Raw genomic sequence first — 15,487 nt, forward strand, 5'->3', positions numbered from 1 at the left:
ATCAGGCTGATGACGGAGACGACACTGACGCATAGCGGCCAAACGGAGCCCCGCCCCGCCGGCTGGCAAGGCATCGCCGCCGATTGGTCGTCGGATCAGCGCGCGTTCAAGAACGTGTCCTGGGGCAAGGCCATGATGTGGATCTTCCTGCTCAGCGACACCTTCGTCTTCGGCTGCTTCCTGCTCTCCTACATGACAGCCCGCATGTCCACGCGCGTGCCGTGGCCCAACCCGAGCGAGGTCTTCGCCCTTCGCATAGGCGGCTCGGACATCCCGCTGATACTCATCGCCATCATGACCTTCGTGCTGATCTCGAGCAGCGGAACGATGGCCATGGCTGTCAATTTCGGCTATCGCCGCGATCGTCGCAAAACGGCAATCCTGATGCTTCTGACTGCGGTGCTCGGCGCGACCTTCGTCGGAATGCAGGCCTTCGAATGGACCAAGCTGATCACCGAGGGGGTGCGGCCATGGGGCAACCCCTGGGGCGCTGCGCAGTTCGGCTCATCCTTCTTCATGATCACCGGCTTCCACGGCACGCATGTGACGATCGGCGTGATCTTCCTGGTCATCGTGGCGCGAAAGGTCTGGCGCGGCGATTACGACACCGGACGACCCGGCTTCTTCACCAGCCGCAAGGGCCACTACGAGAATGTCGAGATCATGGGACTCTACTGGCATTTCGTCGATCTGGTCTGGGTGTTCATTTTCGCGTTCTTCTATCTTTGGTGAGAGGCAGATATGGCTGAAGCAACCGCAAACGGCCTAGGGCAACACGCACTTCACGCTGCGCATGAAGCACCAGCGACCGGCGTCGCCGATGCGGATGTCCATCAGGAGCACCCGATCAAGCTCTATCTGGTGGTCTGGGCATGGCTGTTCATCCTCAGCGCCTGCTCCTACATGGTCGATTATTTCGGCGTCCACGGTTATCTCAGATGGTCGCTGATCCTGATCTTCATGATGCTGAAGGCAGGGCTGATCGTCGCCGTTTTCATGCATATGGCCTGGGAGCGGCTGGCGCTGACCTATGCGATCATCCTGCCGCCGGTGCTGGTGCTGGTGTTCGTGGCAATGATGGTCTTCGAAGCGGACTACACACTTCTCACGCGGACGTCCTTCTTCGGCGCCGGCCCCTGACGTGCTACCCAGGTCCGGCTTGTGTCGGCGGCTCCGGTCCGGCGTCGAAGATGTTGTTTGCCGCTGGCTACCTCACCTTGAAACAACCAGCGGCTGATCCATTTTGTTCGTATCGGAAAACGCCAGCAGGGCAACAATCGCCTCGTTTCCGCAATGCGTCGCGAACTCCAGCAAGGGACGCCCAAGATGACCATCGCAGCCAGACTGAAGGACTTTATCGACGAGAAGGGAATTTCCTACGACACCGTCGAACACCATCGTACGTCCACAAGCAGACAGTCCGCCATTGCCGCGCATGTGCCCGGCAGCATAATGGCCAAATCGGTGGTCGTTCACCACGAGCTTGGCTACGCGCTGGCCGTGGTTCCCAGCACCCACAGAATCGAACTCGGCGCTTTGCAGAGCATCATGGACAAGCGTCTTGGCCTCGCTTCCGAAGATGAGGTGGTTTTGCTCTTCCAGGATTGCGACACCGGCGCCATTCCGCCGATCGGCGCGGCCTACGATGTGCCGGTGATCCTCGACGAAAGCCTCGGCGATGCCGCCGACATCTATTTCGAAGGCGGCGACCACAGGACGCTGGTGCATGTCAGCGGCAAGGATTTCCGCAACCTGACCATGGATGCACGCCAGGCCCGCTTCAGCCACCCGGCCTACTGAACGCTCTGTCGCCGATGGGCAAGGAAGGACTTCAGCTTGCTGGTCTGGCGGACGCCGGCTGCGCCACGACCTTGCGGTAGACGTGCCAGGTGGCGTGACCGAGGATCGGCAGCACGACTGCCAGCCCAGCGAACACCGGCACCGAGCCGATGATCAGGGCGACGGCGACGATCAGTCCCCAGACAGCCATGGTGATCGGGTTCGCCAGCACTGCCCGCACTGACGTGTGGATGGCTTCGTAGGCGCCAACGTCGCGGTCGAGCAGCAGCGGGAAGGCGACGACCGTTGTGCACAACACCACCACGGCGAAGACGAAGCCGATGACGTGCCCGAGGATAATCAGCGTCCAGCCGCGTCCGGTGGCGAATATCTCATTGATGAAGCCGGATATCGATTCAGGCGGCGCCGGGCCAAAGAGATATTGATAGAACATCTGCGCCGTCAAAAGCCAGGTGATGAAGATCGCAAACAGCATGATCCCGACCGCCGCGATCGCCGGCAACGCCGGAGAGTTCCTGACCTCGAAAGCGTGCCGCCAGGACGTATCGAGCCCGGCCTCCCGCCTGCGGCTTATCTCATAGAGGCCTATCGCCGCGAACGGGCCGATCAGCGCGAAGCCGGACACCAGCGGAAACAGCAGTGGCAACGCGTTGGCCCCCGATGTCCAGGCCGCGAGCACGACGCCGACGAGCGGATAGATCAGGCAGAGAAAGACAATATGCGAGGGCTTGACCATGAAATCGTCGACGCCGCGCCTGAGCGCGTCGAAGAGGTCGGAAACACCGATCTTTTTGATTTTCGTATGTTCCAGCGTCTCGCTGGCGCCTGCTATCACGTGAAAGCTTGCCATCACCATTCCTCCAGACCAGGTCCGGCGAGGTCGCGAGTTTCATGGTGCTGCCGTTCAGCGTGACTGGCCACGCAAAACCGCGACCTGCACCATGATCACCTTACTCTCTTGCGAGAGATTTGTCGCCCTTTGTCAGAGACGTCATCAGGCTAGCTCTGGAGGCCTTTCTTCGATATCCTTTGTGGGTCGAAGGTAAAGCTCATGGACGGAAAGACTGTTCTGATAATGGGCCTCGGCATAGTTATTCTGCTGCTGCTGGGATTCTGTGCGCTGCCAATATGAGTCCGGGAACCGCGTCTTCCGTGCGGCAACCGCCGGGCTTGATGCGGCGGGTACTCCGAACCATCGGTCGTGCGGTCAATTTCCGGCTGACATGACCGCCCGCACCGCAATGGTGTCGGCAAGCAGCATGGCGAAGATCGCGAAAAGATAAAAAAATCGAATAGGCAAACAGCGCCTTGGCGAGTTTCATCTCCTGGTCGGGAACGAGCAGAATCTTCCATGCGTGCCAGATGAACCCCGCGCCCAATGCAGCCGAAACGATCCCGTAGAATCCGCTCGCGAATTCGAACGCCCAGGGGAGCACGGCGACCGGCGCCAGAAGCAGCGAATAGGCAAGGATCTGTTTTCTGGTCGATGCCTCTCCGGCGACGTTCGGCATCATAGGGATACCGGCCGCGGCGTAATCACCGACCTTGAACAGTGCGAGCGCCCAGAAATGCGGCGGCGTCCACAGGAATACGATCAGAAACAGAATGAAGCTTTCAATGCCGATGCCGCCGGTGGCCGCCGCCCACCCGATGACCGGAGGAAGCGCACCCGCGGCGCCGCCAATGACGATGTTCTGCGGCGTCGAGCGTTTCAGCCACATCGTATAGATCACGACATAGAAGAAGATGGTGAAGGCGAGCAGCGATGCGGCAAGCCAGCCCACCAGCACGCCGAGCGTCATGACCGAAAGTATGGAAAGCACCAGACCGAAGCCGAGAGCTTCGCCTGGCGTGACGCGGCCTGACGGGATCGGCCGCTTTGACGTGCGCGACATCAACGCGTCGATATCGGCGTCGTACCACATGTTGAGTGCGCCGGCGGCTCCCGCCCCTACCGCAATTGCGCCGATTGCAATCACGGCGATGACCGGGTTTGTCACGCCGGGCGCCACCATCAGGCCGACGAAAGCGGTAAAGACAGCAAGGGCCATGACCCGTGGTTTCAGAAGCGCGATGAAATCGGCGGCCGTCGCTTCCGAGATGCGGATGCCGGTATCGTTGAGACGGCTTTCCCTAGTCGACATTTCAAGCGACCACCGATGGAGACAGGCAACCTGGCCGGCTGAACGACGGAAGAGCCAAGTTACTTTGAGAACTGCTTCAGATAGGCGATGACATTGGCGACGTCTTCGTCCTTCTTGAGGCCGGGAAACGCCATCTTCGAGCCTTTGACCATGGCCTTGGGATCTTGAAGATAGGTCGTCAGCGTGGGCTCGTCCCATACAACGCCCGATTTGCCGGCCGCGATCATGGCTTCGGAATACTTGAAATCCGGACGCGTGCCGGCCGTCCGGCCAATGACGCCGTTCAACGATGGACCCACCTTGTTCTTGTCCTCGTCCGCGACGTGGCAGACCTTGCATTTGGTGAAGACCTTCTCACCCGCCGCGGCATCCTGTGCCTGGCTTTGGCCGGTGATAAAGGTCGCAACGGACACGACGGCGAAAAACGCAGTTGCGCGCATGGTATCTCCTCACCGATCGTCAAAATATGCCTTGGACGATCTGCGCGCGCCGATGCTTGAGCCGGCATGCGCCTTTCTTGACGAAGCGGAATATCCGCTTCTCCTCCCAGTAATTGCGGCATTTACTTACCACAGAATCTGGCCGGCAGATAGCAGAAGTCAATCATGCCGCGTCATTCAGTCTCTTGGCAGCTTTTCAGGTGCTGCCCACTTCTTGGAGTCTTCCGCATCGTCGCCCTTAAAGGCAGGCGGCCATTAGCGCATCGGTCTCGATCCCGGGTGCGGAAAATTCCTGCACGAAGTTCCCCTCCTTCAGCACCAGGACCCGGTCGCAGACCTTCGGCAGTTCCTCGATCTCGCTGGACACGAAGATGATGCTTTTGCCCTCCGCGGCAAGCTGGCGGACGATGGCGTAGATTTGCGACTTCGCTTCGACATCGACACCCCGGGTCGGCTCATCGAGCAGCAGGATACGGCTGCCGGCATAGACCCAGCGGCCGATCACAACTTTCTGCTGGTTGCCGCCCGAGAGTGTGCCGACGGGCGTGTCGATACGCGCCGTCTTGATGCCGATACGACGGATGATGTCGCCTGCCGCTTCCGCCATCCGTGATGCCGAGATGACGCCGTTCACCGCCACTTTCGAGAAGTCGGTGGCGACGGTGTTCTCGTCGACGCCGAGCAGCGGCACGATACCATCCTCCTTGCGGCTTTCCGGCGTCATGCCGATCCCGCTCTTGACCCGCTCGCCATAGGAGGCGCGGGTGATGTCCTTGTCATCGAGCAGCACGGTGCCGGTACGCACGGCATCGAGCCCGCCGATCGCCCTCAGCAGTTCGGTGCGGCCGGAGCCGAGCAGGCCGGCAAAACCCAACACCTCGCCACGCTTCAGATCGAACGAGACACCTGAAAGCTTCGGCGGAACGGCAAGATCGCGCACCGACAGGACGGTATCGCCTCCCCTCGCCGCGCCGACCAGCCGATCCTCCTGTTCGCTGTGGCCAAGCATCAGGCGGATAATCTCGGCGGTGTCGGCGCCGGCGACCTTGACGGTGCCCGCGACCTTGCCGTCGCGCATCACCGTGGCTGCTTGGGCGATCTGCCGGATCTCGCTCATGCGGTGGCTGACATAGATCACCGCGATGCCGGCAGCAGCCAGGCTGCGCACGGCCTTGAACAGGAGCTCGACCTCGGCGGCCGCGAGCGAGCTGGTCGGCTCATCGAGGACAACGAGCTTCGGCTCGCCGATCATGACGCGGGCGATCTCGACGAGCTGTCGTTCGGCCGGGCTCAGCGTCGCCACGCGCCGGCGCGGATCGAGCGTCAGCCCGAGCCGGACCAGCGTTTCGCGCGCCTGATGCTCCATTTCGCCATGGGAAAGTACGCCCATGCTGGACGGCCAGCGGCCGAGGAACAGGTTCTCGGCGATGCTCATGCCGACAATCAGGCTGAGTTCCTGATAGACGGCGCGCACGCCGAGCCTGGCAGCTTCGACCGTGCGCTGGGTGCCGGAACCGGTCAGCGCCGCGCCGTTGATCGTGACCTCGCCGCTGTCGGGCACGGTGGCCCCGGTCAGCAGCCGGATCAGCGTCGACTTTCCCGCTCCGTTCTTGCCGAGCAGGGCGCGGACTTCCCCCCGGCCGATCTCGAAATCGACATCGTCCAGCGCCAGCACGCCGGGATAGTGCTTGGTCGCGCCGCGCACCGCCGCGACCAGTGGCTGCGGATCCTGCTGGCGGGCGGTCTGCATGGCTGATCCTCCCGGGTTTGCGTCAAGCGCCAAAAATGCGGTGTTCGCGATAGCGCGTGACCAGGATATTGGCGAGCACGGCGGCGACAATGATGACGCCGCGCACCACTTCCTGGAAGAACGGATTGATGCCGCGCAGCACCAGGCCGTTGCCGATCAGCGTGATGACGAAGACGCCGAGCAGCGTGCCGAGCATTGAGCCGCGCCCCCCCGACAGCGCCGTGCCGCCGATGACGACGGCGGCGATCACGTCGAATTCGAGGCCGGAGGCGGTGCCGGCATTGCCGGAGCCGAGCCGCGCGGTCAAAAGTACGCCGGCAAGTGCTGCCATCACGCCCGACGTGGTGAAGATCAGCACGCGAATGCGCGCGACGTTGATGCCGCACAGTTCCGCGGCATTGGCGTTGCCGCCGACGGCGAAGATCGACCGGCCATAGGCGGTCTTCTGGCTGACGAAAGAGAAAATGGCGAACAGCACCAGCATAACGATGGCCGAACTGGGGATGCCGAACATGTTGTCGGCAAGAATGTCGAGGAAGGCGTTGTCGGGAAAGGTGACGGGCAGCGCGTTGGTGGTGAAGAACGACATGCCGCGCAGCGCGCTCCACAGGCCGAGCGTGGCGACGAAGGACGGCACCCCGAAATAGGCGCGCAACGATCCGGCGAAGGTGCCGAGCGCGCCGCCGATGGCGAGCGCTGCCAGGATGGCCGGCGCGACATTGACGTCGGCCTTCAGCATGAAGGCGAGGCAGACGGAGGTGAAGGCGACCATCGGCCCGACGCTGACGTCGATCTCGCCGGCGATGATGATCAGCGTCACTGCCCAGGCGGCGATCGCGATCGAAGCAGCGTCGCGCAGCAGCGAGAGGTGGTTGTTGGCAGACAGAAAGCCGTTGGTGGTCGCACCGAAACCGAAATAGAGGACGAGCAGGATGACGATAAGGCCGATCTCGTTTATATCGAGCGCGAACAGGCGAAAGCCGCGCCGATGGTTGGTTGTGGTCGCGCTCATCCCAATCTTCCTCGTCAGGGCCGGTGGCAAGTGTAGCGAACGGAACCCGTGAGGCTTTCACCCTGTGCCAGCCTTACCAGCCCGCCGCCGGAGGGCATGTTATGCCCGTTTGCGCTGTGGCTCATCGGTTCGAAACAAAAGAAATCATAGTCGTAGCCGGCATCGAAGGCCGGATCTGAGACAAAGACCAGATAGCGGGAAAAGATCGGATCGGCATCGATCGCCAGCGAAATCCCGCGCTGCGGCCAGTCGATCTTCGCCTTGCCGCTCCAGCCCTCGAAAACCGTGTTGACCCAGCGGCGCGGCAGGCGGCTCGGCTGGGAGAAGTCGATATCGCCGGCGACCGGATGCTCCACGGTCGGCAGCCAGGTGGGATCCTCATCCCAATAGGAGCGAGCGGCCGCCTTGAGCGTGGTCTCTTTCGTCAACGGGAAATATGGATGCCAGCCGAGGCCGAACGGCAGCGCGATGTCACCGCGGTTGGTGACGGACAGTGTCGTCGTCAGTGTGGGGCCGGCAAGCGAAAAGCGCTGCTCGGCATCATAGGCGTACGGTGTGCCATCGCCGCGATGGCCGAACGCAAGTGCGATCTCGGTGCTTGTGTGACGGACAATTTGCCATTCGCCGGTCCAGCCGTCGCCATGCAGATAGTGCCTGTCCCAGTCCATGTTGAGTTTGAGCCAATATTCACGGCCGTCGAAGGAAAAGCGATTGTCGCGCACCCGGTTGCCGAAAGGCACCAGCGGAAAGCAGCCCGATTTCAGCGCTTCTCGGTCCGATCCTTGCGGTGGCTCGCGAAACAGCGGCATCTCCGCACCGCCCGAAAGCGAAAGGAACCGCCAGACCGCTCCGCCGGTCGTGGTGACGGTTAGGCTCAGCGCTTCGTTGGCGATTTCGATATCGGCCATCGTTCAGTCCGGAAATTCGACGATGACTTTTCCGGAGCGTCCGCCGGCCATCAGCGCATAGGCCTCGGGCGCTTTTTCCAGCGGGAAGGCATCGGTGATGATGTCGTGCGGGTGCAGGCCCCAGGCGTCGAGATCCTCGCAGCACTGGTCCATATTGTGGACGCTGGTCACCCAGGAACCGTAGACGGTCCGCTGGCGGTGCAGAAGGTCGTCGCTGACGTCGAACTCGACCTTGCCGGTTTCGCCGATATAGACGCAGCGCCCCCAGGTGCGCGTCGCTTGCAGCGCCAGCACCCGGCCGCGCGGATTGCCCGAGCAGTCGATGGCGACCGCGGCACCGCCCTTGGTCAATTCATTGATGGCGCCGAGCGCGTCCGGCCCGGCGACCAGGCCGTGATCGAGCAGGCCGAGCTTCCTGGCTGTCTCGACCCGATCGGGCTGGGTATCGACACCGATGGCCAGGCGTGCGCCACGGCCCCTGGCCAGCATCAGCGCCGCCATGCCAACCGGCCCGAGGCCGACGACGAGTACGGCATCGCTGCCCGAAACATTGCCGCGCAGCACGGCCTCGTAAGCGGTGCCGACGCCGCGGGAGATGAAGCAGCCGTCGCGGTAGGACAGTGTATCAGGCAGGTGCACGAGGTCGCGCTCGTCGGCGACGAGGTATTCGGCATGGCCGCCATCGCGCTGCCAGCCATAGGCGGCGCGCTGCGGATCGGTGCAGGAGATCTGGAACCCCTTGCGGCAGTTGCGGCAGAAACCGCAGCCGGAAATGTGATAGACGGCGACACGGTCGCCCGGCTTGAAATGCCGGCAGCCGGCGCCAAGCTCGACAACCTGGCCCGCCGGCTCGTGCCCCGCCACCACGCCCTGATAGGACGTGCGCGGATCGTCGCCGAGATGCTTGTGGTAGATGTAGTGGATGTCGCTGCCGCAGATGCCGGACGCCTTCATCTTCAGGAGCACCTGGCCGATGCCCGGCTTCGGACGATCGATTTCGCGCAGGTCGACGGTGGAATTGCCTGGAAGATAGGCGGCAAGCATCTTTGGCATGGTCACGCTCCGAACCCCGGTCCATTCGGCCGCGGGCAGTATCCGAGATTGTCGGTTTCCCGAAAAGTTGTCAGTTCCCGAAAAGGCTGGCCGCCGGGATGCGACGGCCAGCATCGCATGGGTTGGGGAGGATGCGATCAGGACAGGCCGTCCTTGTGGGTTTCGAGCCATTTCTTGGCATCGTCGGCCGATTTGAAGATCGATATGCCCATGGGCACGACAATATCGGCGGCCTTCTTGCCCTCGGCGCCGTTCAGCGCCTGTTCGAGCGCCAGCTTGCCGATGCCCTGGCCGGACACATCGGCGACTGCCTTCATCACTGAGAAATCGGCGAGTTCGGTCGCGGCCGAGGATGTCATGTCGGCGGCAAAGACGACGACCTTTCCGGTCAGGCCGCGCTGCTTGATGGTGCGCACCGCGCCGGTGCCGGCATCGCCGCCCTCGCCGAAGAAAGCGTTGATGTCCGGGTTGGCCGACAGCATCTGGTCGCTCACCGACACGGCGTCATCAAGCACGGTGCCGCGCTGGTTCGCCGAGATGACGTAGCCCGGAACCTTGGCCTTGAGCGCCGCCTCAAAACCTTCGCGGCGCTTGACGCAGACTTCCACGAATTCGCAGTTGAGCACGCCGATCTTCGGCTCCTTGATGCCCTGGGCGATGAAATAGTCGGCCGCGACGTCGCCAAGCTGGCGGCCGAACTCCGTCGGATCGGCGACCGCATAGGCATAGACATACTTCTTCATGTCGGCGTCGTTGATGCAGGTGTTGTAGCACACGACCGGAATGCCGGCCTCGTGCGCCCGCCTGATGGCGCGCACCGAACCGTCGGCGGAGACGGCCGAGAGGATGATCGCCTTGACGTCGGCCGAGATCAGGCGGTCGATGAAAGAGGCTTCGGCGCCGGGATCGGCGCGCGCATTGGTCTCGAGCAGTTCGATCTTCTTGCCCATCGAATTGGCGCCGTCCTGGATGCCCTTGCGCACGGCGGCATAGAAGCCGACATCGTCGAGATAGATGGCGCCGATGCCGGTCGAATCGGCCAGCGCCGGAGCGGCCGCCGAGCCGAGCGTGGCCGCCGCAAGCGCGGCGATTGCAAACTTCTTCATGGATTTCATGTCGTCCTCCCAACGGATGGTGAATTGCGCCCGTCGCGGCGCCGCAGCCGGATCTGACTGCGGGCAACCTCTTCCTACGGGACTTGCCCAATCCGAGATCGACGTTAACATCTAGATCGGATCAAACAAATTTACAGATACTATGTTTAATGCGGCTGTCAATGCCCTTTCTTGGTACCAAAGAGGCGAGTTTTCGTCAGATTTGCTGCATCTCAGCACCACAATTGGCGTTGAACCCGCCGCCAAAGTCGACTAACGTGCCATATATATATGATCTATCAAGCGATTGCGCGGGAGTTCCCAAGTGAAGATCACAGGCATCGAGACCCGCGTCGTCAACGCGGAAATGCGAAACTGGGTGTTCGTGAAGGTGCTGACCGATGAGCCGGGTCTGCATGGCTGGGGCGAAGCGACGCTGGAATGGAAGACCCGGGCCGTGGTCGGCGCGGTCGAGGATCTGGCGCCGCTGATCGTCGGGCGTGATCCTCGCGACATCGAACAGGCCGTCCGGGTCATGCGCAAGCAGTCGTTCTGGCGGCTCGGCGCCATCGGCATGAGCGCGATCTCCGGCATCGAGATGGCATTGTGGGACATCATGGGCAAGCATTTCGGTGTGCCCGTCTGGCGTCTGCTTGGCGGCAAGGTGCGCGACAAGGTCGGCGTCTATACCCATCTCGGCCTTGGCGACATGCGTGCCGTCTACGAGACGATGGAGACCGATCCGCTGGTCGAGCGCGCGCATGCCGTGGTCGAGAAAGGCTATCGTGCCTTCAAGGCAGTGTTCATTCCCTATACCCACTACCATGCGCCGCTGCCCGACGTGGACAAGGTGGCGCGGCTGATGGAGGCGCTGCGCAAGGCGGTTGGCCCCGGGATTGAGATCATGGTGGATTTTCATGGTCGCCCGGCGTCGGTTGCCGCAGCTCTTGCCTATATCGACGCCCTCGCCCCCAGCCGGCCGATGTTTGTCGAGGAGCCGTTGCCGCCCGGCGACACGGCCGGGCTGAAGGCGCTCTCCGCCCGCACCTCGGTGCCGCTGGCGACCGGCGAGCGGCTGGTCGAACGCGCGGAGTTCGTCGAGTTGCTTTCAGCCAGCGCGGTCAGCATCATCCAGCCCGACATCTGCCATTGTGGCGGTCTCTCCGAGGCCAAGAAGATCGCGGCCCATGCCGAGTCGGTCGGCGTCGGCGTCGCTCCCCATAACCCGCTCGGGCCGATCGCCGGCGTCGCCGCCCTGCATTTTGCCGTTTCGACGCCAAACCATGTCATCCAGGAGGAAATGGTCGGCGCGGTGCCGTGGTATTTCGACGTGGTCAAGGGTCCAATCCGCATGGTCGACGGTTTCTGGCAGGTGCCGGACGCGCCCGGTCTAGGCGTCGAGGTTGACGAGGCGGTTTGCGCGCGCCATCCCTTCGCGCCCGAGGTGCTGCACACGCAGAACGCCGTAATGCCGGACGGCACGATCGTCGACTGGTGAGGATGGCCCACTGGTTGAGGATGGACCACTGGTGAGGATGAAATGACCGGACGTCTGCAGGACAAGGTCGCGATCATAACCGGCGCCGGGCGCGGTATCGGTGAGGCGATCGCCCGGGCCTTCCACCGCGAAGGCGCTAAGGTCGTCATCGCCGAGATCGACGAGGTGACCGGCGCGGCGGTCGCAATGGACCTTTCGCCAAACAGGGCAAGCGCCCTGTTTACGCCGTGCGACGTCCGCCAGACCGCTGCCGTCGAGGCTGTCGCTACGCTCGCGAAAGAGACTTTTGGCCGGATCGACATCCTCGTCAACAATGCCGGCATCAACGTCTTCCACGAGCCGCTGGAGACAAGCGAAGCCGAATGGCGGCGCTGCTTCGACATCGATCTCGACGGCGTCTGGCGGATGAGCAAGGCGGTGCTGCCGGCCATGCTCGACCAGGGCGCCGGCTCGATCGTCAATATTGCCTCCACGCACAGTTTTTCGATCATCCCCGGTTGCTTCCCCTATCCCGTCGCCAAGCACGGACTGCTGGGCCTTACCCGGGCGCTCGGCATCGACTACGCAGCCAGAGGTGTGCGCGTGAACGCCATCGCTCCCGGCTATATCGAGACGCAGACCGCCGTCGATTACTGGAACACTTTTCCGGACCCCGAGGCGGAGCGGCGGCGTACCTATGATTTGCACCCGCAAAAGCGCATCGGCAAACCCGAGGAAGTGGCCATGACGGCGCTGTTCCTCGCCTCCGACGAGGCGCTCTTCCTCAACGCAGCCTGCATCGTCGTCGATGGCGGCCGCTCGGTGCTCTATCATGACTGATGGTGGCGTTGCGCGGCGCGCCGGTCGCGCCTATGAGTTGCAGGCTGGAGAAGGGCTGGGAAACCATGGCGTCTGATTTTGGCGTGGCTGAAGACGGTTCGTTGCGCCGCGTCGAGAGCGAAGGCGGTGGCGGCAGCCGCATCCATGATTCCGTGGTCAATGTGCTCGGCAGCCGCATCCTTGGCGGCGCCTACCGGCCAGGCGAAGTCCTGCCGCGCGAGGAAGAGCTCTGCGCCATGCTCGGCGTCAGCCGCACCTCGGTGCGCGAGGCGGTCAAGGTGCTGTCGGCAAAGGGGCTGGTGGAGGCGCGGCGCCGGGTCGGCGTGCGGGTACTGTCGCGCGACGACTGGCGGCTGCTCGATCCCGTGGTGCTGAGCTGGCACCCGGATATCCAGAACGACAGCGAATTGATTTCCGGCCTGATCGAGGCGCGCCGCATCTTTGAGCCGGCCGCCGCCGAGCTTGCCGCCAGGCGCGGCACCGGCTCCGATCTGGCGGCGATCGAGGCGGCCTTCAACGCCATGCGCGATTCGATCCCGAACGACCTCGACGGTGTCTGCCGGGCGGACCTGGCTTTCCACCGCAGCGTGATCGCGGCAAGCCACAACGTCGTGCTGAAGGGGTTGATCGGGATGCTGGAGGCGGCGCTGAGCGCGTCCTTCCTCGTCACCAACAGGCTGATGGAAGCGCAGTCGCGGGCCTTGGCGGCGCATCAGGCCGTGCTCGAGGCGATCCGCATGCGCGACACCGCCGGAGCCAGGGCCGCGATGAACCGGCTGCTCGACATCGCCGCCGACGATCTGCAGGTCGCTTAGAAAGGAAAAGGCCGCCCTGCTGGGGTGCAGGGCAATCGCCTGGGTTTGCGCCGCCCCTCATCGCCCTGCCGGGCACTTCTCCCCGTATAGTGACGGGGAGAAGGGAAGCCTTCGCAAGGGATTTTGCCAACATCCGGCGTTGCAGAAATGGAGCCGGGCTCGCCGCAGCCCTCTTCTCCCCGTCACTATACGGGGAGAAGGTGCCGGCAGGCGGATGAGGGGCAGCGCCAACATCGACAATTGCCTACCCGGGCTGCTGCCTTTCAGAGTTCGGTAGAATACCGCGTTATTCGTCGTCCTTGGCGGCCTTCTTCTTCGGCGCGGCCTTCTTCTTGGGCTCTTCCGAGTCGTCGGCCTTCTCAGCCTTCTTCGCTGCGGCCTTCTTCGCCGGCTTCGCCTTGGTCGTCTCGGTTTCCTCGTCGTCGGCCATCAGCTCTTCCTTGCTGACCTTGACGTCGGTGACCGAGATCTGGCCGAGCAGGTGGTCGACGACCTTCTCCTCGAACATCGGCGCGCGCAGCGTGTTCAGCGCCTCGGGGTTGCTGCGGTAGAATTCGAAAGCTTCCTGCTGCTGGTTGGCCGGATAGCGGCGCACCTGCTCGAACAGGCCGCGCTGCAATTCCTCGTCCGACACGGTGACACCGGCCTTCTCGCCGATTTCGGCCAGAACCAGGCCAAGGCGCACGCGGCGTTCGGCAAGGCGCATATATTCGGCGCGCGCCTCTTCTTCCGTCGTCTCCTCGTCGGCGAAGGTGCGGCCGGCGGCTTCGAGATCGCGGGTGACCTGGTTCCATATGTTGGAGAACTCGGCCTCGACGAGCTTCGACGGCGCCTCGAACGAATAGGCTGCATCGAGCTGGTCGAGCAGCTGGCGCTTGACCTTCTGGCGCGTCATCGAGCCGAACTGGTTTTCGATCTGGCCGCGCACCACCTCACGCAGGCGCTCTAGCGACTCCAGGCCGAGATTCTTGGCCGTTTCGTCGTTGATCTCCAGCGCGCCGGGCTGGGAGACTTCCTTGACGGTGACGTCGAAGGTGGCTTCCTTGCCGGCCAGATGCGCCGCCTGGTAGTTTTCCGGGAAGGTCACCGTGACCTGCTTCTCGTCGCCGGCCTTGGCGCCGATGAGCTGATCCTCGAAGCCCGGGATGAATTCCTTGGAGCCAAGCACCAGCGGCTGGTCGGTGCCGGCGCCGCCATTGAAGGCCTCGCCGTCGATCTTGCCGACATAGTCGATGCTCACGCGGTCGCCCTCGGCGGCCTTGCCGGTCTTCGGCTCGTAGCTGCGCGCCGATTCGGCGACGCGCTGGACCTGCTCGTCGATCTCGGTGTCAGGCACGTCGAACACCTGGCGCGTTACCTTGATGTCGGAGAAATCCTTGATCTCGATCTCCGGGATGATCTCGTAGTTCAGGCGGAACTCGAAGTCGGCGCCGCCGGCCAGGATCTTCTCGGCTTCCTTCTCGTCCTCGGTCATGATCACTTCAGGCTGCATGGCGGCCTTCTCGCCGCGCCCGGTGATGATCGAACGGGTTGAATCGTTGAGGATCTCGTTGACCACTTCGGCCATGAACGACTTGCCGTAGACCTTGCGCAGGTGCTGCACCGGCACCTTGCCGGGACGGAAGCCGTTGATGCGGACCTTGTTCCTGGCGTCGGAAAGCCGCGCCATCAGCTTGGCTTCCATGTCACCGGCCGGCACGGTGATCTTGATCTCGCGCTTGAGACCGGAGTTGAGCGTTTCGGTGACCTGCATCATAAAACCTTTGTTTCCACCAATGAGGCCGCCAAACGGCTCCTGCCGTTACAACCTGCCGGTATGATCTTTGCCGGGAATGGCTTTTGGTGCGGAACTTCAAGGTTTGCCCGCCCAACACGGTTCAAATCCTCAAGAAATACGCTCCAAAATGTGAATAAGTCTTTGTTTTTCCTACTTCTTATCACATTCGGCAGAAGCGGATCGTCGCGTCCCGTCACATTCGACACGCCTTTTGTCACAGGCGCGGCCGATTTTCAACCATCTTCGCATCTACGGCGCCGCGCGTCCTCCTGGAGGCGCAAAGGACGCTGTAGCACCCTGATTTTGGCGCATGACCCTTCCCGAAAATCGATTTTTCGATTTTCGGGATCATGCGCCAGCCAATGACCTCGATGTGG

14 protein-coding genes and 1 pseudogene are annotated in these 15,487 nt (G+C 62.8%); 6 read left to right on the top strand and 9 right to left on the bottom strand.

All coding sequences use genetic code 11. The annotated features are described in order from the left end of the window. Window positions 1–9 precede the first annotated feature (9 nt). The 3 genes from MESS2_RS20055 (at window position 10) to MESS2_RS20065 (ending at window position 1,800) form a co-directional block, all read left to right on the top strand. Window positions 10–732, top strand: coding sequence for a heme-copper oxidase subunit III family protein (locus MESS2_RS20055; protein WP_008876262.1), 723 nt, complete (start codon window positions 10–12; stop codon window positions 730–732). 9 nt (window positions 733–741) lie between these two features. Next, on the top strand, window positions 742–1,140 hold the full coding sequence (locus MESS2_RS20060) for a cytochrome C oxidase subunit IV family protein (protein WP_008876263.1): 399 nt from the start codon (window positions 742–744) through the stop codon (window positions 1,138–1,140). A gap of 186 nt (window positions 1,141–1,326) precedes the next feature. After that, entirely contained in the window at window positions 1,327–1,800 is a 474-nt protein-coding gene (locus MESS2_RS20065; protein WP_008876264.1) for an aminoacyl-tRNA deacylase, read from the top strand. Between the two features lie 31 nt (window positions 1,801–1,831). Here MESS2_RS20065 and MESS2_RS20070 read toward each other — a convergent pair whose 3' ends face one another. From MESS2_RS20070 to MESS2_RS20105, 8 genes and pseudogenes are all read right to left on the bottom strand, one after another. Further along, window positions 1,832–2,650, bottom strand: a complete 819-nt coding sequence (locus tag MESS2_RS20070; RefSeq protein ID WP_008876265.1) for a DUF2189 domain-containing protein — start codon at window positions 2,648–2,650, stop codon at window positions 1,832–1,834. Window positions 2,651–3,007: 357 nt separating this feature from the next. Beyond that, window positions 3,008–3,944, bottom strand: a pseudogene (locus MESS2_RS20075) (heme o synthase). 59 nt (window positions 3,945–4,003) lie between these two features. Beyond that, entirely contained in the window at window positions 4,004–4,384 is a 381-nt protein-coding gene (locus MESS2_RS20080) for a c-type cytochrome (protein ID WP_008876267.1), read from the bottom strand. Window positions 4,385–4,622: 238 nt separating this feature from the next. Then, on the bottom strand, window positions 4,623–6,134 hold the full coding sequence (locus tag MESS2_RS20085; protein ID WP_008876268.1) for a sugar ABC transporter ATP-binding protein: 1,512 nt from the start codon (window positions 6,132–6,134) through the stop codon (window positions 4,623–4,625). A gap of 22 nt (window positions 6,135–6,156) precedes the next feature. Further along, window positions 6,157–7,146 carry an ABC transporter permease gene (locus MESS2_RS20090; protein WP_008876269.1) on the bottom strand — a complete coding sequence of 330 codons (990 nt, stop codon included), beginning with the start codon at window positions 7,144–7,146 and terminating at the stop codon, window positions 6,157–6,159. Between the two features lie 14 nt (window positions 7,147–7,160). After that, window positions 7,161–8,054: an aldose 1-epimerase gene (locus MESS2_RS20095; RefSeq protein ID WP_008876270.1), complete on the bottom strand. Its 894-nt coding sequence runs from the start codon at window positions 8,052–8,054 to the stop codon at window positions 7,161–7,163. Between the two features lie 3 nt (window positions 8,055–8,057). Further along, on the bottom strand, window positions 8,058–9,107 hold the full coding sequence (locus tag MESS2_RS20100; protein WP_008876271.1) for a zinc-dependent alcohol dehydrogenase family protein: 1,050 nt from the start codon (window positions 9,105–9,107) through the stop codon (window positions 8,058–8,060). Window positions 9,108–9,244: 137 nt separating this feature from the next. Beyond that, the gene (locus MESS2_RS20105) at window positions 9,245–10,222 is read right to left on the bottom strand and encodes a substrate-binding domain-containing protein (protein ID WP_008876272.1); all 978 of its coding nucleotides are present in this window, start codon (window positions 10,220–10,222) and stop codon (window positions 9,245–9,247) included. A gap of 304 nt (window positions 10,223–10,526) precedes the next feature. On the opposite strand from MESS2_RS20105, the gene dgoD reads away from it, so the two are divergent. From dgoD to MESS2_RS20120, 3 genes are all read left to right on the top strand, one after another. Further along, window positions 10,527–11,699 (top strand): galactonate dehydratase, encoded by a 1,173-nt coding sequence (gene dgoD, locus MESS2_RS20110; protein WP_008876273.1) that lies wholly within the window; start codon window positions 10,527–10,529, stop codon window positions 11,697–11,699. Between the two features lie 42 nt (window positions 11,700–11,741). Continuing rightward, the gene (locus MESS2_RS20115) at window positions 11,742–12,518 is read left to right on the top strand and encodes an SDR family oxidoreductase (RefSeq protein WP_008876274.1); all 777 of its coding nucleotides are present in this window, start codon (window positions 11,742–11,744) and stop codon (window positions 12,516–12,518) included. A gap of 65 nt (window positions 12,519–12,583) precedes the next feature. Beyond that, window positions 12,584–13,333, top strand: a complete 750-nt coding sequence (locus MESS2_RS20120; RefSeq protein WP_167332455.1) for a FadR/GntR family transcriptional regulator — start codon at window positions 12,584–12,586, stop codon at window positions 13,331–13,333. 286 nt (window positions 13,334–13,619) lie between these two features. On the opposite strand, the gene tig is transcribed toward MESS2_RS20120, so the two are convergent. Next, window positions 13,620–15,086, bottom strand: a complete 1,467-nt coding sequence (gene tig, locus MESS2_RS20125; RefSeq protein WP_040593554.1) for a trigger factor — start codon at window positions 15,084–15,086, stop codon at window positions 13,620–13,622. Between the last annotated feature and the right edge of the window lie 401 nt (window positions 15,087–15,487).

This window comes from Mesorhizobium metallidurans STM 2683 (assembly GCF_000350085.1).
Lineage (GTDB): Bacteria > Pseudomonadota > Alphaproteobacteria > Rhizobiales > Rhizobiaceae > Mesorhizobium > Mesorhizobium metallidurans.